12 protein-coding genes are annotated in these 17,286 nt (G+C 74.3%); 7 read left to right on the top strand and 5 right to left on the bottom strand.

The window, feature by feature from the left end:
- The first annotated feature begins 106 nt into the window (after positions 1-106).
- Positions 107-1,291 (top strand): MFS transporter, encoded by a 1,185-nt coding sequence (locus ACIBG6_RS12195; protein ID WP_399222692.1) that lies wholly within the window; start codon positions 107-109, stop codon positions 1,289-1,291.
- Positions 1,292-1,352: 61 nt separating this feature from the next.
- Positions 1,353-2,798: an acyl-CoA synthetase gene (locus ACIBG6_RS12190; protein WP_399222494.1), complete on the top strand. Its 1,446-nt coding sequence runs from the start codon at positions 1,353-1,355 to the stop codon at positions 2,796-2,798.
- Between the two features lie 89 nt (positions 2,799-2,887).
- Here the strand turns inward: ACIBG6_RS12190 and ACIBG6_RS12185 are convergent, their stop codons facing one another.
- From ACIBG6_RS12185 to ACIBG6_RS12170, 4 genes are all read right to left on the bottom strand, one after another.
- The gene (locus tag ACIBG6_RS12185) at positions 2,888-6,586 is read right to left on the bottom strand and encodes a S8 family serine peptidase (RefSeq protein ID WP_399222493.1); all 3,699 of its coding nucleotides are present in this window, start codon (positions 6,584-6,586) and stop codon (positions 2,888-2,890) included.
- A 164-nt stretch (positions 6,587-6,750) separates the two neighbouring features.
- Positions 6,751-8,013, bottom strand: a complete 1,263-nt coding sequence (locus ACIBG6_RS12180; protein ID WP_399222492.1) for an MFS transporter — start codon at positions 8,011-8,013, stop codon at positions 6,751-6,753.
- The gene (locus ACIBG6_RS12175) at positions 8,010-8,456 is read right to left on the bottom strand and encodes a GNAT family N-acetyltransferase (protein ID WP_399222491.1); all 447 of its coding nucleotides are present in this window, start codon (positions 8,454-8,456) and stop codon (positions 8,010-8,012) included. The genes ACIBG6_RS12180 and ACIBG6_RS12175 overlap by 4 nt, the downstream gene beginning before the upstream one ends.
- Before the next feature lie 35 nt (positions 8,457-8,491).
- Positions 8,492-11,794 carry a BTAD domain-containing putative transcriptional regulator gene (locus tag ACIBG6_RS12170; protein ID WP_399222490.1) on the bottom strand — a complete coding sequence of 1,101 codons (3,303 nt, stop codon included), beginning with the start codon at positions 11,792-11,794 and terminating at the stop codon, positions 8,492-8,494.
- Positions 11,795-11,918: 124 nt separating this feature from the next.
- Here ACIBG6_RS12170 and ACIBG6_RS12165 point away from each other — a divergent pair, with 124 nt between their 5' ends.
- Genes ACIBG6_RS12165 through ACIBG6_RS12155 form a run of 3 tightly spaced genes read left to right on the top strand, consistent with a single transcriptional unit; the run spans position 11,919 to position 14,830 of the window.
- Positions 11,919-12,695: an SDR family oxidoreductase gene (locus ACIBG6_RS12165; protein ID WP_399222489.1), complete on the top strand. Its 777-nt coding sequence runs from the start codon at positions 11,919-11,921 to the stop codon at positions 12,693-12,695.
- A gap of 45 nt (positions 12,696-12,740) precedes the next feature.
- Positions 12,741-13,346 (top strand): NAD(P)H oxidoreductase, encoded by a 606-nt coding sequence (locus ACIBG6_RS12160; protein WP_399222488.1) that lies wholly within the window; start codon positions 12,741-12,743, stop codon positions 13,344-13,346.
- Positions 13,343-14,830, top strand: a complete 1,488-nt coding sequence (locus ACIBG6_RS12155) for an MFS transporter (RefSeq protein ID WP_399222487.1) — start codon at positions 13,343-13,345, stop codon at positions 14,828-14,830. The genes ACIBG6_RS12160 and ACIBG6_RS12155 overlap by 4 nt, the downstream gene beginning before the upstream one ends.
- A gap of 36 nt (positions 14,831-14,866) precedes the next feature.
- Here ACIBG6_RS12155 and ACIBG6_RS12150 read toward each other — a convergent pair whose 3' ends face one another.
- On the bottom strand, positions 14,867-15,367 hold the full coding sequence (locus ACIBG6_RS12150; protein WP_399222486.1) for a wax ester/triacylglycerol synthase domain-containing protein: 501 nt from the start codon (positions 15,365-15,367) through the stop codon (positions 14,867-14,869).
- A gap of 120 nt (positions 15,368-15,487) precedes the next feature.
- On the opposite strand from ACIBG6_RS12150, the gene ACIBG6_RS12145 reads away from it, so the two are divergent.
- Positions 15,488-16,768, top strand: a complete 1,281-nt coding sequence (locus tag ACIBG6_RS12145) for a cytochrome P450 (RefSeq protein WP_399222485.1) — start codon at positions 15,488-15,490, stop codon at positions 16,766-16,768.
- The gene (locus tag ACIBG6_RS12140) at positions 16,765-17,265 is read left to right on the top strand and encodes an NUDIX domain-containing protein (protein WP_399222484.1); all 501 of its coding nucleotides are present in this window, start codon (positions 16,765-16,767) and stop codon (positions 17,263-17,265) included. The genes ACIBG6_RS12145 and ACIBG6_RS12140 overlap by 4 nt, the downstream gene beginning before the upstream one ends.
- Positions 17,266-17,286: the final 21 nt, after the last annotated feature.

Here is a 17,286-nt window from a genome sequence, read left to right as displayed (position 1 = left end):
CCGTACGGAGCAGCCCGGCGCGCCGCCACCCCCCGTCCGGATCTTGACTGGAGGCGTGGACACCGAGACCAAGACCCCGACCGCGGCGGCCTACCGCAATCTGGTGATGGCCACCATCGGCTTCACGCTCACCTTCTGGGCGTGGGACCTGATCGCGCCGATCGCCAGCTGGTACGGCGAACGGCTCGAACTCAGCTCGTTCCAGCAGTCGCTGCTCGTGGCGGTGCCCGTCCTGGTCGGCTCGGTCGGCCGCATCCCGGCGGGCGCCCTGACCGACAAGTACGGCGCGAAGCTGATGTTCCCGGTCGTCTCGGCGCTGACGATCATCCCCGTCCTGCTCCTCATCGTCGCCAAGGACAGTTACGCCCTGATGCTGGCCGTCGGCTTCCTCCTCGGCCTGGGCGGCACGACCTTCGCCATCGGCATCCCGCTGGTCAACTCCTGGTTCCCGCCCGCCAAGCGCGGTCTCGCGCTCGGCGTGTTCGGCATGGGCATGGGCGGTGTGGCGCTCTCCGGCTACTTCACGCCGCGGATCGCCGAGCACGGGGAGAACCTGCCCTTCATCGTGGTGGCGATCGCGCTCGCCGTGTACGCGGTGCTGGCCGCGGTCCTCATCACCGACCGCCCCGACCGGCCCGTGCCGACCGCCTCCCTCGCGCAGCGGCTCGGCTCGGCGGGGCGGCTGCGGGTGACGTGGGAGCTGTCCGCGCTGTACGCGATCGGCTTCGGCGGCATCGTCGCGTTCGGCGTCTACCTGCCGACGTACCTGAAGACCTGGTACGAGCTCGACCCGACGGACGCGGGCACGAAGGCCGCCGGCTTCGCCCTGGTCACCGTCGTTTTCCGGCCGATCGGCGGCTGGCTCTCGGACCGCGTGCACCCGGCGATCGTGACGTCCGCCGCGCTCGGCGTGGTCGCCCTCTTCGCGATCGTCCAGGCCTTCGACCCGAAGCTGAACCCGGGCGGCACGATCGCCCTGCTCGTCATGGCCGCCGGTCTCGGCACGGCGAGCGGGTCCGTCTTCGCCCTGGTCTCCCAGGTCACACCGCAGGCCCAGGTCGGCAGTGTCACCGGCATCGTCGGCGCGATGGGTGGCCTCGGCGGCTTCGTGCCGCCGCTGGTGATGGGCGCGATCTACAGCGCCAAGGACTCGTACTCGATCGGCTTCATGCTCCTCTCGGACCTGGCGCTCGCGGGCTGTGTGTACGCGTACGGGCGGATGCGCGGGATCCGGCCGGGCGGGGACGAGCCGGAGCCCGAGCCGGCGAAGATCACAGCCCGGCGGCCCTGACGGGCGGGCAGAATTCTCCCGGCAACCCTCGACCTCGACATCGACCCGAGGAGTACGACCGGTGAGTGCGCTCTTCCCCGCCCTGGCGGTTCCGTCCGACCGGCCCGCGCTGCGCTGCGGCGCGGACACGCTGACCTACGCCGGGCTGGCCCGCGCCGCCGGTTCCCTCGCGGTACGGATCGGGGGCGCGGACCGGGTCGCCGTCTGGGCCACGCCGAGCGCGCACACGGCGGTCGCGGTGGTGGCCGCCCTGCTCGCGGGCGTGCCCGCCGTACCGCTCAATCCGCGCACGGGCGAGCGGGAGCTGGCGCACATCCTCGGCGACAGCGCGCCGGGCGCGGTGCTCGCGGGTCCGGGGGACGTCCTGCCGGCCGGGCTCGCCGCGCTCCCCCGGATCGACGTGGAGCTCACCGCGACCACGGGGCCCGCGGTGTCCGAACCGGACGACGCCGAGTCCCCCGCGCTCATCGTCTACACCTCCGGCACCACGGGCCCTCCGAAGGGTGTCGTGCTCTCCCGGCGGGCGATATCCGCGTCCCTCGACGCGCTGGCCGAGGCCTGGTCCTGGACGGCGGACGACGTCCTCGTGCACGCGCTGCCGCTGTTCCACGTCCACGGTCTGATCCTCGGGATCCTGGGCCCGCTGCGGCGGGGCGGCGAGGTCCGGCACCTGGGCGCGTTCTCGGTGGAGGGCGTGGCGCGGGAGCTGGGGGACGGCGGCACGATGCTGTTCGGCGTACCGACGATGTACCACCGGATCGCGGACGCCCTCGGCGAGGACGCCCGGCTCGTGGAGGCGCTGGCGGGGGCGCGGCTCCTCGTCTCGGGGTCGGCGGCGCTGCCGGTCCACGACCACGAGCGGATCACGGCGGCGACGGGCGGGACGGTCGTCGAGCGGTACGGGATGACCGAGACGCTCATGAACACGAGCGTGCGGCCGGGCGGCGAGCCCCGGCCGGGAACCGTCGGGACGCCGCTCGCGGGCGTCGACCTGCGGCTGGTGGACGAGGACGGTTCCGTGCTCGGCGGCTACGACGCGGAGACGGTCGGCGAGGTGCAGGTCCGCGGCCCGAACCTCTTCTCGGGCTATCTGAACCGGCCGGACGCGACGTCGGCGGCCTTCGACGGCGACTGGTTCCGCACGGGTGACATGGCGGTCCGCGAGGCGGACGGCGCGGTGCGTCTCGTGGGCCGCAAGGCGACCGATCTGATCAAGAGCGGCGGCTACAAGATCGGGGCGGGCGAGATAGAGAACGCGCTCCTCGACCACCCCGGCGTGCGGGAGGCGGCCGTCACGGGCGAGCCGGACCCGGACCTGGGCGAGCGGATCGTGGCCTGGGTGGTGCCGGCGGACCCGTCGACGCCCCCGGCGGAGGCGGAGCTGGCCGACCACGTGGCGGCGCTGCTCGCCCCGCACAAGCGGCCCCGGGTGGTGCGCTACCTCGACGCGCTCCCCCGCAACGACATGGGCAAGGTCCTGAAGAAGGCGCTCCCGGAGGCGCGTTGACCAGGCGTGCCGACCGCATGCGTCGAGCACGTGTGAGGCCGGGCCCCGGCTCACAGGGGTCCGGCCTCACACGGTCTACGGGGTGGTGACTACTTCACGCCGAGCGCGCGGATCAGCTCCTGCGTGACCGTGCCGCCCTGGTCGTCACTCGCGCCCGCCCGCAGCGAGACGGAGGCCGCCCCGGACGGGACCCGCAGCTCACCGCTCCAGGAGGCGCCGCGCCACGAGGGCTTGAGGGCGACCTTCGTCCAGGTCTTGCCCTCGTCGTAGGAGACGTCCAGGGTGCCGCCGGTGATCGTGCCGGTGCCGGCCGCGCCCTCCACGTACTCCGCGAAGGTCCGGACGGACAGCCGGCTGCCGGCCCGGACGTCGCCGTTCAGGTCGGTGTCCAGGTCGAAGCCGAGGTTGAGCATCGGCAGGTAGGTGATCCGGTCGGCCGGGGTCTCGGCCGAGCGGAAGGTCCACTCGGTGTGGCCCTTGGTCGCGAGCCGCCAGCGGGCCGGGTCGAGGGTGGTGTCGGTGACGACCTTGTAGGTCGCCTCCTCGGCCGGGGCGTCCCAGGCGTAGGCGCCGGAGCTCATCTTGCGGTCGACGCGGGTGCCGTTCACGTACACCTCGGTGTACTGGGTCATCGAGTCGTCGTTCCACACGTTGCCGAAGCCGGTGTGGTCGGTGCCCGAGTCGCCCCAGCCGGGGGTGTTGAAGCGCAGGTCGTTGCCGGAGCGCTGCTGACCCCAGCCGAGGCCGGTGCCGAGCCACGGGTGCCAGACGGGGCCGAACCAGTCGAGGTCGACGCGGCTCCCGCCCCGGTAGGACGGGGTGCCGCCGCGCTCCTCCAGGGAGTCCCCGAGGTCGACGGACTCGTGCCAGCGCTGGCCGGTACCGGTGGAGACGTACTCGGTGCGCTCGACGGGGAAGGCGATCCACTCCTTGAAGCCGAAGCCGATCGGGAAGGTCTCGGTGATCGAGTAGCGGAACTCGCCGCCCAGCTCCGCGCGCTTGGTCGGCGCGTGGAAGGTGGAACCGATCGTGGCCAGTTCGTCCTCGTCGGGCCGGAAGACCAGGTCCGTGCCGATGGCGCGGGGGTGGCCCTCGGAGAGGTCGTACGTGTACGGGGTGAAGCGGGTGCCGGTCAGCTCGACGCGCTTGCCCCGGGCCGCGCCGGCGGCCAGCCGCTGGGCGTCGGCGGTGTCGACGGTGGCGACGGCGAGCGGCCGGTCCTCGTAGTCGGCGGTGCCGAAGTACTTCATCAGCCGGCCGGGCTGGTCGTCGGTGACGAACAGGGCCTTGGCGCCCGCGTCCTGGGCGGTCTGGGCGAGCTGCTTCGGGTCGGCGCCGGCGGTGAGCCGGACGAGGACGGCCTTGCCGGTGACGTCCTTGCCCGTGTACTCGGCGGGGGTGCCGGTGCCCGCGTCGACGAGGCCGAGGCGGTGACGGCCTTCGAGGAGGGCCCCGCCGCCCTGCGCGGTGGCGCCGGAGAGCCGGACGCCGTCGACGCTCGCCTCCAGCATCGGCTTGCCGAGGCGCCAGACGGTCCGGTACTCGAAGGTGCCGTTCGTGACGGGCGCGGTGGGCGCGGCGAAGAGCGAGTCGTACGTCATCGGGACCTGGACGACGTCCGTGTAGGAGGTCCCGTTCGCCTTGCGGTCGTACTCCATGAGGAGCTGCCGGGTCTCGGTCCGCTTCTCGACCTCGGCGCGGATCTCGCGGAGCTGCCGTCCGTCGAGGGTGATCTCGCGGTCGCGGTCGAGGACGACCTCCGGCGAGGCGAGGAAGCCGAGGCCGAGGGAGTCCTTCCCGTGCGAGCCGCGCACGTCGAGGAAGGAGTCGACGGTGTACGTGCCGGGCTTGAGGCGCAGTTCGACGGTGCCGGACTCGCCGACGGTCGCCGGGAAGGGCTGCTCGCCCTGGGCCAGCTTCTTCATGCCGAGGTACGCGGAGGTGGGGGCGCCGTCGCGGTCCTTGACGTGGACGGTGAGGGTGTAGCGCTCCTCCTCCTTGACCAGGCCGAGCGCGGTGTGCGCGACGGACGTGCCGCCGGCGGTGGCGGTGATCCGGCCGGAGGACTGCCCGACGGGGGCCTTGGTGCCGTCGCCCGTGACGGTGGTGCTCGCGGAGCCGTGGGCGGGGACGGTGAGGGTGGTGTCGGCGAGGGCGGCGACGCCGGCCGGCATGCCCTCGACGGCGAGGTTCAACTCGACGGGGCTGTCGGAGTGGTTGGTGTACGTGACGGTCTTCGTGACCGGCTCGCTCTCCTCGTAGGGCCAGGAGACGAAGCCGAGGTCGGCGGAGCCGGTGGCGGTGACGTTCGCGGAGATCGCGGCGGCGACGTCGACCCGGCCGGCGCCGAGGGCGTACGAGGAGGCGTCGAGCGTCTTCGACGAGGACATGAGCGCGTTCTTGAGCTGGGCGCCGGTCCAGTCTGGGTGCTTCTCGGCGAGCAGCGCGGCGACGCCGGCGATGTGCGGGGTCGCCATCGACGTACCGCTCATGGCGGTGTAGAGGCCGCTGCCGGTGACGAGCTGGGAGCGGGCGGCGAGGATGCCGACGCCGGGGGCCGAGAGGTCGGGCTTGAGGGCCTGGTCGCCGTGGCGGGGGCCCTGGCTCGTGAAGTAGGCGGCCTCGTCGGCGGAGTCGACGGCGCCGACGGTGAGCGCGGAGTCGGCGGCGCCGGGCGAGCCGATGGAGCCGGGGGCGCCGGAGTTGCCGGCGGCGATGACGAAGAGGGCGCCGGTCTCGGCGGTGAGGGTGTTCACGGCCTGGGCCATCGGGTCGGTGCCGTCGCTGGGCTCGCGGGAGCCGAGGCTCATCGAGACGATCTTCGCGTCGATGTCCTTGGCGGCCCACTCCATGCCGGCGATGATCTGCGACTCGGTGCCGGAGCCCTCGTCGCTGAGGACCTTGCCGACGGCGAGGGTGGCGTCGGGGGCGACGCCCTTCTCCTTGCCGTCGGAGCCCGCGCCGCTGCCGCCGACGGTGGAGGCGACGTGCGTGCCGTGGCCGTTGCGGTCGGCGACCTCCTGGCCCTCGATGAAGGACTTGCTCTCGGCGACCCGGCCGCCGAGGTCGGGGTGGGCGAGGTCGGCGCCGGTGTCGAGGACGGCGACCTTGACGCCCTTGCCGGTGAGCCCGGCCTCCCAGGCCTTCGGGGTGCCGATCTGGGCATTGGAGTCGGCCATGGCGGCCTCGACCTTGCCGTCGAGCCAGACCTTGGCGGGGGCGGTCACGGCCCGCTGGGTCTTCTGCGCGGTGAAGCCGCGCCAGAAGGCGGCGGGGTCGGTGGCGGTGACGGCGGCGCCGCCGACGCTGGGGAGGGCACGGACGGTCTCGGTGCCGCGCGGGGCCGGGGCGGCGGCCCGGGCGGTCTTGGCTCCGTACGTGACGATCAGCGGCAGTTCGCCGGTGATGCCCTGCTCGACGAGGCCGGTGACGTCGAAGAGGCGGGGGTCGAGCGCACCGGAGGCCACGTAGGGGGCGGCCTCGTCGGGAACGACCGTGACGCGTCCGTCGACGATCCGGCTGCGTATCGCGCCGGTGGCGCCCTCGGCCCGGTCGACGGTGACGGTCTGCTTGCCGCCACCGAGGTCGGTGAGGGTGACGCGGTCTCCGGTGACGAGGGAGACGGTGGCACTCGTGCCCGCACCCTTGGCCCCGGTGAAGGTCGCGGGTACGGGGGTGGTGGTGCCCGGCGCGGCGGCGGTCTGCCCGGCCGAGAGCATCACGAGGGAGATGCCGGCGGCGAACAGCCCGGCCCTCCCTCTGCCGAAGGGGGTGATCCTCGACGTCATCGACGAACTCCTCGCGGACCCGGGGTCGGGGGTGTTTCCGGGTGCCGGGAGGAGTCTTGGCCTCCGGGGCGGGAGTTGACTCCGTTCCTTCCTGGCGGTTATGTGCCGTGGCGGTCAACCGCCAGGTCAGGAGGGTGAGTTCGGGGTGAAACCCGCCCGGAGCCTCACGGAGTGGGGTCCAGTGCGTCGTACCGGCGGAAACGGCGTCCGTAGAGGGCCAGGACGCCGACGGCGAGGACGCAGGCGATCCCGCCGCCCGTGATGGCGACGGCCGGGGAGGTCAGATCGGCGACGGATCCCGCGAGGAAGTCCCCGAGCCGGGGCCCGCCCGCGACGACCACGATGAAGACGCCCTGGAGCCGGCCGCGCATCTCGTCGGGCACGGCGACCTGCATGATCGTGTTCCGGAAGATCATCGAGACGGTGTCGGAGTACCCGGCGAGGACGAGCAGCAGCAGCCCGAGCCAGAGGTTCCGGGTCAGCCCGAAGACGGCGATGGCGGTGCCCCAGCAGGCCACGGCGATCAGGATCGCCTGCCCGTGGTGGCGGATCCGGCCCTGCCAGCCGGAGAGGACGCCGCCGAGGAGCGCCCCGAACGCGGGCGCCGCGACGAGGAGTCCGGTGGTCTTCGCGTCGCCGCCGTACCAGAGGACGGCGACGGCCGGGAACAGGGCGCGGGGGTGGGCGAGGATCATCGCGCAGAAGTCGGAGAAGAACGTCATGCGCAGGTTGGGGCGGGTGGCGAGGAAGCGCAGACCGTCGAGGACGGAGGCACGCTTGCTCCCCTTCCGGTCCGGGAGCATCGACGGCAGCCGCCACATCGCGTAGAGGCTCGCGGAGAAGGCGAGGGCGTCGACGAGGTACGCCGTCTGGTAGCCGGCGACGCCGACGATCAGGCCGCCGAGGCTGGGCCCGACGAGCATGCCGAAGGTCATCACCATCGAGTTGAGCGCGTTGGCGGCGCGCAGCTGCTCGGGAGGCAGGAGCCGGGGGATCATCGAGGTGCGGGCGGGCGCGTTGAGCGCGGCGCACACGGCCTGGAGGGCGACGATCCCATACAGGAACCAGACGCGGTGGAAGCCGGCGAACGCGGCGCCCGCGAGGGCTATCGACAGGACGGCGGAGCCGAGGGCGCTGGCGAGGCCCAGCTTGCGGCGGTCGACGGTGTCGGCGACGGCGCCGCCGTACAGGCCGAAGACGACGAGCGGCACGAGGGAGAAAAGACCGACGAGCCCGACGGAGAAGGGCGAGCGGGTGATGTCGTACACCTGGAGGGAGACGGCGAGGGCGGTCATGCCCTGGCCGACCCAGGAGACGGTGCTCCCGAACCAGAGGCGGCGGTAGTCGGCGGAGCTCCGCAGCGGGGTGAGGTCGGCGAAGATCCGGCGGCGGGTGGTTTCGTCCTGTGGCTTCTCGGTGGTGGTCACGCGACGTCGTACCGCAGCTCGGGGCGGGCCCAGTGGATCCGTCCGGCGGGCGGGAGGATTCCGGTGCGGACGGCGCCGGTGCGCAGGTAGAACTCCTCGGCGGGCGGATGGGCGACGACCCGCACGGCCTGGAGTCCGGCGGCCCTCGCCTCCCCGGTCATGTGCTCCATGAGCAGCCGGCCGATGCCGAGGCCCTGGGCGCTGTCGGCGACGAAGGCGAGGTCGAGTTCGGCCTCGTCGACGAGGAGGGCGTAGAAGCCGAGCACCCGGCCGGTCCCGTCGACGGCGACGAAGACGGGGTGGTGCTCGATGTACGCCCCGCCGACCTGGTACCCCTCCACCATGGCCGCGTAGTCGCCCCGGTAGGCGGCGGAGGTCCGGACGAGCCGGGTGAGCCGCTTGGAGTCGTCGGCGTCGGCGCGCCGGATGGTGATGTCGGGCATGGGGTGAGTATAGGAACGGAAAGCGCGGTGACTCCTTACAGTTTCGTGGCTTCGGACACGGCGCTGTCGTGCGTGAGGCTCCCGCCGTGGGCGAAGGCCGTGGCGAAGGCGGCTTCGCCGAGGGCGGCGCGGGCCGCCGCCTCCGTACGGTCGACGTCGGCGCGCTCCGCCGGGGGCAGCGGCGCGCCCGTCGAGGAACGCAGCGCGGCCGCCGCGCCCAGCAGGAGCGCGGCGCCCCGGGCACGGCCGGCCGGGGCGTGCGCGGAGGCCAGGCCTTCCAGGGCGAGCGCGACCGCCCTCGGATCGCCCGAGGTCAGCGCGGTCCCGTACCCCTCCTCCTGGAGCTTCAGGGCTCCCGCCAGGTCGCCGCGCCCGAGCGCCGAGAAGCCGAGCTCGGCCAGGATCAGGGCGTTCGCGGAGTCGAGACCGACCGCCCGGTGCCAGTCGAGGACCTCCCGCATGTGACGTTCGGCCTCCGCGAAGAGGCCCTCGCGGCGGGCGCCCAGGCCGAGCCCGAGGACCGCGTTGATCTCGCCCGCGCGGAAGCCGACCTCGGCGGCCCGGTCCCTGGCGGCCTCGTGATAGGTCCGGCATGCGGCGAGATCGCCCCGGAGGAGGGCCGTGCGGCCGAGCCCGGCGAGCAGGTCGGGCACCTCGGTCGTCAGACCGAAACTCTCCGCCGCCGCGAGACCGGCCCGCTTGAGCCGGTCGGCGCGCTCGTACTCGCCGTGGATCTCCGCGACGGTCGCGAGCGGGTACACGGTCCACAGCCGGGAGCACGCGTCGCCGAGCTCGGCGAAGAGCGCGTCCGCACGGGCCGCGTCGGCTTCCGCGCCCGCCACGTCACCCCTGAGCAGGAGCTGTACGGAGCGGTCCGCGAGCGCCGCCGCCTCGCCCCACCGGTCGCCGTGGGCCCGGAAGCCGTCGAGGGCGCTGCCGGTCAGCTCACCGCCCTCGACCTGACTGCCGGTGCCGCAGAGTGCGTGCGCGAGGAACCAGCGGGCCCAGGGGCGGCCGGTCGCGTCCGCCGCGTCGTACGCCGCCAGGGCCTCCGCGATCCGGCGGCGCCGGTCCGTCCCGTCGCCGCCCATGACGGCGAGCCCGGTGCGCCAGACCCCCACGCGGGCGCGCGGCACGGCGAGCCCCGGCGCGTCGTCGGCGCCGCCGTCCGGGTGTGCCCGCAGCGCCGCCGTCGCCGAGCGGAGTGCCTCGCCGAGCCGCCCGCGCATGATCCAGTACCAGGCGAGCGCGTCGACGAGCCGGAGCGCGGCCCCCGCGCTCGCCCCCGCGCTGCCGGTCGTCGTGAGCGCCCGGTCCAGGGCCGCCCGCAGGTTCGGGGTCTCGGCGTCGAGGTGGGCGAGGCGGCGTCGCTGGTCGGGGCCGCGCAGGGCGGGCCCGGCCTCCTCGGCGACGCGGAGGTAGTACGCGAGGTGGCGTTCCCGTACGGCCTCGGTCTCGCCCTCGTCCCGCAGCCGTTCGAGGCAGTACGCGGCCACGGATTCCAGCAGCCGGTAGCGCGGGCCGTCCGGTCCGTCGACGGCCACGACGAGCGAGCGGTCCACGAGCCGCGCGAGCAGCCCGAGCACGTCCCCGGCGACCACGTCCCCGGCGACGACGTCTCCGTCCGCCGCGCTCTCCCCCGCGCAGACGGACTCCGCCGCCGCCAGGGTGCAGCCCTCCGCGTGGACGGCGAGGCGGCGCAGTACGGTCCGCTCCGGCGCGCTCAGCAGGTCCCAGCTCCAGTCGATGACCGCCCGGAGCGTCGCCTGCCGGGCGGGCGCGCCGCGCAGCCCCGAGTCGAGCAGCCGGAACCGGTCGTCGAGCCGTTCCAGGAGCCCGTGCACCCCGAGGGCGCGGACGCGGGTCGCGGCCAGCTCCAGGGCGAGCGGGATGCCGTCGAGGCGGCGGCAGATTCCCCGTACCGCCTCCTGGGCAGCCGCGTCGAGGGTGATGCCGGGCGAGGAGGCGGTCGCGCGGGCCGTGAACAGGGCGACCGCGCCGTCCGCGTCGAGCGGTTCCACCGCCCACAGCGTCTCGCCCGCGAGCGCCAGCGGCTCCTGGCTCGTCGTCAGGACGACGAGGCCGGGGGCGGCGCGCAGCAGGAGTTCGGCGAGGGACGCGGCCTCGTCGACGACGTGCTCGCAGTTGTCCAGGACGAGCAGGGTGCGTCGCCCGCGCAGGACCTCGGCGAGCCGCTCCGCCGTGGTGGGCGGCCGTTCCCCGTCGGGCCGCAGCCCCCACACCCCGTCGTCGCGGAGTTCGAGGGCGGCGGCGACGACCTCGGCGAGCTCGCCGCCCGCACCGGCGAACTCGACGAGCCACGCGCCGTCCGGGAACGCCTCCTCCACCTGCCGGGCCGCCTCGACGGCCAGCCGGGTCTTCCCGACGCCGCCGGGTCCGGTCAGGGTGACGAGCCGCCGCTCGCGCAGCAGTCCGGTCACCTCCGCCACCGCCTCGTCGCGGCCGACGATCCCGCTGAGCGGCACGGGGAGGTTGCCCCGCGCGGACCCGCCGACGACCGCCGGGCCGGGCGCAGACGCGGATCCCGACACCGGCACGGCCGCCGACACGGGCAGCGACACGGGCAGCGACAGATCGGCGTCCTGCCGCAGCATCGCCGTGTGGAGCGCGGCGAGTTCGGGGCTCGGGTCGAGCCCGAGCTCGTCGGCGAGGAGGGCGCGCAGCTCCTCGTACCCCGCGAGCGCTTCGCTCTGCCGGCCCGCGCGGTACAAGGCCCGCAGCTGTACGGCGCGCAGGCGTTCGCGCAGCGGGTGGCGGGCCACGAGCTCCGCCAACTCGCTTGCCACCATGTCGTGTTCGCCCAGTTCGAGGCGGGTCTCGGCCAGCGTCTCGCGCGCGGAGATCCGTTCCTCCTCCAGGCGGTCGGCCGCCGCCCGGGCGAAGGGCTCGGCGGCGAAGTCCGCGAACGCGGGCCCCCGCCACAGGCCGAGGGCCTCGCCGAGGAGCTCCGCCCGGGCGCGCGGCGCGGCCGTGTCCCGGGCGCGGGCGGTGAGCGCCGCGAACCGGTGGGCGTCCAGGGCCCCTTCGGGTACGGCGAGGAGGTAGCCGGGGGCGCGCGTGACGACGAGCTCGCGCCCTCCGGGCTCGGCCTCGTCGAGGGCGCGGCGCAGTTGGGAGACCTTGGCCTGGAGGGCCCGCAGCGGGCTGCCGGGCGGTTCGTCGCCCCACAGGTCGTCGACGAGCCGGTACGCGGCGACCGGCCGTCCCGCGTCGACGAGCAGGGCCGCGAGCAGGGCCCGCACCTTGAGCTCCGGCACCCGGACCGGCCGCCCGTCCTCGGTCCGTACGGACGTCTCCCCCAGCACCGCGAATCGCATGCGGCCACCGTAACCCGGCCCGAACGAGGCCCGAACAGAACCCGAGCCGGACCCGAACGCCCGCCCGGCAGAGTCATCCCTGTCAGCAAGAAACCGCAGAACAGACGCCTACCGGGAGCCGGACATGAGCAGCGACGCCACCCACACCACCGCCCGCACCCTCGCCGGCAAGACCGCCCTCGTCACCGGCTCCAGCCGGGGCATCGGCCGGGCGATCGCCCTCCGCCTCGCCGCCGACGGCGCCCGCGTCGCCGTCCACTACGCCGGCAACGAGACGGCGGCGAAGGAGACGGTCGCCGCGATCGAGGCGGCCGGCGGCGCCGCCTTCGCGATCCGCGCCGAGCTGGGCGTCCCCGGCGACGCCGAGGCCCTGTGGAAGGCCTTCGACGAGCACGCCGACGGCCTCGACATCCTCGTCAACAACGCCGGGATCTCCGGCCCCGGCCTGATCCACGAGGTCGAGGAGGCCGACTACGACCGGGTCTTCGCGGTCAACGCCAAGGCGCCGTTCTTCATCATCAAGCAGGGGCTCGGCCGGCTGCGCGACGGCGGCCGGATCGTCAACATCTCCTCCGGGGTCACCAAGGTCGCCTTCCCGGGCATGACCTCGTACGCCGCGTCCAAGGGCGCCGTCGAGGTGCTGACCCTGACGCTCGCCCAGACCCTCGGCTCCCGGGGCATCACGGTCAACGCGGTCTCCCCGGGCACGATCGAGACCGACATCCACCCCTGGATGGCCGACCCGGCCGCGAAGGCGCACGCCGCCGGGTTCTCGGTCTTCGACCGGGTGGGCCAGCCGGAGGACGTCGCCGATGTCGTCGGCTTCCTCGCCTCCGACGCCGCCCGCTGGGTGACCGGCCAGAACATCGACGCGAGCGGCGGCTCCGGCCTCGGCATCTGACCCGGCCCCGCCCACCCGCCCCCATTCATGTGAAGGATCCCCGCCGTGACCCGCCATACCCTCCTCGTGCACGCCCACCCCCGCTCCGACTCGCTCACCGCCCAGGTCGCCGACCTCGCCCACGCCCGGCTGAAGGACGGGGGAGGGACCGTCGACGTACTCGATCTGTACGCCGAGGACTTCGACCCCGTCCTCCGCCCGGCCGACGAACCGGACTGGGAGGACCGGGAGAAGCGGTACTCGCCCGAGGTCCACGCCCACATGGACCGCATCCTGGCCGCCGGCGACATCGTGATCGTCTTCCCGGTGTGGTGGATGGCACCGCCCGCCGTCCTCAAGGGCTGGATCGACCGGGTGTGGAACTACGGCTTCGCCTACGGCCGCAGCAAGCCCCGCCTGGCCGCCAAGCGGATGCTGTGGCTGGCCCTGATGGGCAACCCCGCCGAGGAGATCGAGCACCTGGGCCTGTCCACCGTCCTGGACACCCAACTGCGCGTCGGCGTCTCGGAGTACTGCGGGATCAAGGACTCCTCGGTACGGATCGTCTACGGCACCGAGCTGTCCGGTGTGGCGAAGGACCTGCGCCCGGAGCGGGTCCGGGCACTGCTCACCGAGGCCGGCACCGCGCTGGACGGAGGACTTCCGCGATGACCACGACCCAGACGACGTCCCAGCCCGAGGCGGCGCCCGCGAAGGCCGGGGCCCGCCAGTGGCTCGGCCTCGCCGTCCTCCTGCTCCCCGTCACCCTGATGACGGCCGACCTCGGGGTGCTGTGGCTGGCCACCCCGTACCTCTCCGCCGATCTCCGGCCCAGCGGCGCCCAGTTGCTGTGGATCACCGACATCTACGGCTTCCTCACCGCCGCGACGCTCGTCATCATGGGCACGCTCGGGGACCGGCTCGGCCGCCGCAGGCTCCTGATGGCGGGTTCGGCGGGCTTCCTGCTCGCCTCGCTGCTCGCCGCGTACGCCCCGGACGCCGGGACGTTGATCGCGGCCCGCGCCCTCCTCGGGGTGGCCGGCGCGGCGGTCCTGCCGTCGACGCTCGCCCTGATCAGCCATATGTTCACGGACGCCCGGCAGCGGGCCACGGCGATCGCGATGTGGGTGACCGCCCTGTCGGTCGGTCTCGCGATCGGGCCGGTCATCGGCGGGGTGCTGCTCGCGGCCTGGTGGTGGGGGTCGGTCTTCCTGATGGGCCTGCCGGTCATGCTGATCGCGCTGGTCACGGCCCCGCTGCTGCTCCCCGAGTACCGCGACCCGAAGCCGGGGCGGCTCGACGCGGTGAGCGTGGTCCTGTTCCTGCTCGCGGTGCTGCCGCTGGTGTACGGCGTGAAGTCGCTGGCCGCGCACGGCCCGACGGGGGAGGCGGCTGTCGCCTTCGCTCTCGGCGGCGCCTTCACCGTCCTCTTCGTCCGCCGGCAGAACCGGCTCGCGACTCCGCTCCTGGACCTGCGGCTCTTCAGGAACAAGGCGTTCACGGGTGCGCTGCTCGCCCTGCTCCTGGGGATGACCGCGCTGAACGGCGTGGAGTACCTGATCCCGCAGTACCTCCAGTCGGTCGCGGGCCTCTCCCCGCTCGACGCGGGGCTGTGGCTGCTGCCGGGGGCGGCCGCCCTGATCGCCGGTTCGCAGCTGACGCCGTTCGTGGCCGCCCGGGTCCGCCCGGCGTACGTCCTGGCCAGCGGGCTCCTCGTCTCCCTCGTCGGGTACGCGGTGGTCGCCCTGGCCTCGGGGGTGACGGTGGCCGCCCTGGGCCTCGCCGTGATCATGTTCGGCGCGGCGCCGATCAGCGTCCTCGGCACGGCGCTCGCGGTGGGCGCCGCCCCGCCGGAGAAGGCGGGCGCGGCGGCCGCGACCGGGCAGACGGCCTACGACCTGGGCCTGGCCCTGGGGATCGCGGTGACCGGCAGCGTGGCGGTGGCCGTCTACCGTACGGAGATTCCGGCGGACGCCCCGGCGGCGGCCCACGAGAGCCTGGGCGCGGCGCTCACCCTGGCCGACGAGGGCCTGATCGCCCAGGCCCGGGAGGCGTTCACCACGGCCCTGCACACGGCCTCGGCGCTCAGCGCGGGCTTCGCCCTGGTGACGGCGGTCGTGGTCCTCGCCCTCCTGCGGGGCGTCCCCCGCACATGAGCCCCCGCAGTACCCGACGGGGTCGGCCGGACGGCATCAGCCGCCCGGCCGGCCCCGTTCACCACATCCCCGCGGCCGGAAGGAGAGGGGCCGGGGGCGTGGGGCCTCGTCGGGGCCGAGGAGCCGCTCCAGGGTCGCGACGGCGGCGGCGCCGTCCTGGAAGGCGTGGTGGGCGCGGTAGCAGAGCCCGTATCCGCCGCCGACCCGGCGGACGAGCCAGACGCCCCACAACGGCCGGTCGCGCGGGAGGGGTTGCCGCAGGAGTTCGGCGAGGACGGCGGCCGGGTCGGCGGAGCCGGGCAGCTCGTACAGGTGACGGTCGGGGTCGAAGCGGGGGTCGGGCTCCCAGTGGGGCCGCCCGGGGCGTCCGGCCAACCGGTGGGCGAGCTCGGGAAGTCGGGCCACGCGTCGGCGCAGTTGCTCCGACACCTCTTCCCTGGAGGGTGGTTCACCCTCCAGGGTGACGAGCGCGCCGAGGTGGAGCGCGGAGTCCGTGGCGTGGAGCGCCGCCATGTCGAGGGAGAGCCGGTCGAGCACCGAGAGGGGAACTCCCCGGGAGGGCCGGGGAGATGATCTGACGGGCGAACGGGCGGAAGATCGCGCAGGATCTGAAGATCGCACGGACCGCTACGATACGTCATCATGCAATCGCAATGCGTGACGGATGGCATGCTTCCCGACGTCCTCGACGACGCCGTCGTGGCGGCCTGGTCCGCCTCCGGAGCCCCGCTCGTCGACCTCCTGCGCCAGGCCCGGACGCCGGGCCGGCTGACCGGCTTCCGCCGGGGCGGCAGGGCGGCGGTCCTGGTCACGGAGCCCCGGCACGTGCACCAGGTCCTCGGTGTCGGCGGCGACCGGTACGTGAAACGGTCGCACCGGGCGAGACCCCTCATCGGCGACGGGATGCTGACCGCCACGGGCGAGGCATGGCGGTCCCAACGCCGCCTTCTCCAGGCGATGTTCACCGGCCGGGGCATCCAGCGCTGGGAGCACCACATCGTCGCGGCGGCCGACCGCGTCGTCGTCCGCTGGGCGGAGCGGGCCCGCCGGGACGAGCCGACGGACATCGCCGAGGACACGCAGTTCTTCACCGTCGACACCATCTGGCGCTCGCTGACCGACCACCCCCTGGACCAGGAGACGTACGTCGACCTGGCGGCCGTGCAGGACATCGTCGCGGCCCTCCCCGCCGACGTGGGCGGCTCCGCCGCGCTCCCGCCCGACGTGGAGACCGCGCTCGCCGCCCTGGACGAGCGGATGCACCGGGCCATCGCCCAGGCCCGGGCCCGCCACTCGGCCGCCAGGCGCAGCAGCGACGGCAGCGGCAGTGGACCGAGCGTCCTCGACCGGCTCCTCGACGCGGCCGAGACGGATCCGGCGTACACGGACCGGCTGATCCGCGACGAACTCGTCACGCTGCTCGTCGCCGGATACGAGAGCAGCGCCCGCACCCTGACCTGGGCCTTCGTCCTCCTCGACCGGCACCCCGACGTCATGGAGCGGGCCGCGCACGACCCGCGGGCCGTCGAGGCGGTGCTCCACGAGACGCTGCGGCTCTACCCCACGGGCTGGCTGCTCCCGCGCCACGCCCCGGTCGACGAGACGCTGGACGGCTGGCGGATCCCCGCCGGTACGGACCTCCTGGTCTGCCCCTACCTCACCCACCGCGACCCGGAGGTGTGGCCCGACCCCGAGACCTTCGCCCCGGAGCGCTTCCCCGCCCGGACGCCGCTGCCGCCGGGCGCGTACCTCCCCTTCGGCATCGGCCCGCGCGCCTGCCTCGGCACCCGCTTCGCGATGCGGGAGATGGAGACGCTCCTGGGCGCGCTCCTCTCCCGGTTCACCGTCGAGACGACCGAACCGGCGGGCGAACCGGTCTTCGGCATCAACCTGCGCCCGGCCGGCCCGCTGTTCGCGCGCGTCCGCGAGCGGTCGTGAGCGCGCGGCCCTCCGAGCGCGTCGACTACGTCGACCCAGGGGACCGGGTGGTCGCCCAGGGCGGGCGGGCGACCGGGAACCCGTCCGGCCTGCTGCGGCGGTACGCGGCGACCGTCTGCACCGACCACGCCGACCGCGTCCTGCTGTACCGGCGGACCGCCTCCGCGCCCGCCTATCCGGACCACTACGACGTGCTGGTGGGCGGTGCGGTGCGGGCGGGCGAGGCGTACCGCTCGGCGGCGCTGCGGGAGCTCCGGGAGGAGCTGGGCTGGGCGACCGCGCCCGGGCTCGCCGAGGCGTACCGGATCCGCGTCGACGATCCGCACGGCGACTGCTTCCTGACGGTCCACCGCTGGACCGTGAACCGCGCGCCCCGGCCCGACCCGGCGGAGATCGCCTGGTGCGGCTTCGTCACGCCGCTGTCGATCCTGACCGGCGGGTACACCCCGCTGGTCCCGGCCGGCGCGGAGGCCGTCCGCCGCCTCTTCCCGTTCTGACCGATATCCCTCTCGTACGAC

The organism is Streptomyces sp. NPDC050842 (assembly GCF_044456565.1).
Lineage (GTDB): Bacteria > Actinomycetota > Actinomycetes > Streptomycetales > Streptomycetaceae > Streptomyces.
This window is presented reverse-complemented; position numbering and strand designations above follow the sequence as displayed.

Bases quoted from the DNA above. Each gene is read 5' to 3' on its own strand.
- ACIBG6_RS12175 (WP_399222491.1), bottom strand. From the start codon at position 8,456: ATGCCCGACATCACCATCCGGCGCGCCGACGCCGACGACTCCAAGCGG.
- ACIBG6_RS12185 (WP_399222493.1), bottom strand. From the start codon at position 6,586: ATGACGTCGAGGATCACCCCCTTCGGCAGAGGGAGGGCCGGGCTGTTC.
- ACIBG6_RS12170 (WP_399222490.1), bottom strand. From the start codon at position 11,794: ATGCGATTCGCGGTGCTGGGGGAGACGTCCGTACGGACCGAGGACGGG.
- ACIBG6_RS12195 (WP_399222692.1), top strand. From the start codon at position 107: ATGGCCACCATCGGCTTCACGCTCACCTTCTGGGCGTGGGACCTGATC.
- ACIBG6_RS12165 (WP_399222489.1), top strand. From the start codon at position 11,919: ATGAGCAGCGACGCCACCCACACCACCGCCCGCACCCTCGCCGGCAAG.
- ACIBG6_RS12155 (WP_399222487.1), top strand. From the start codon at position 13,343: ATGACCACGACCCAGACGACGTCCCAGCCCGAGGCGGCGCCCGCGAAG.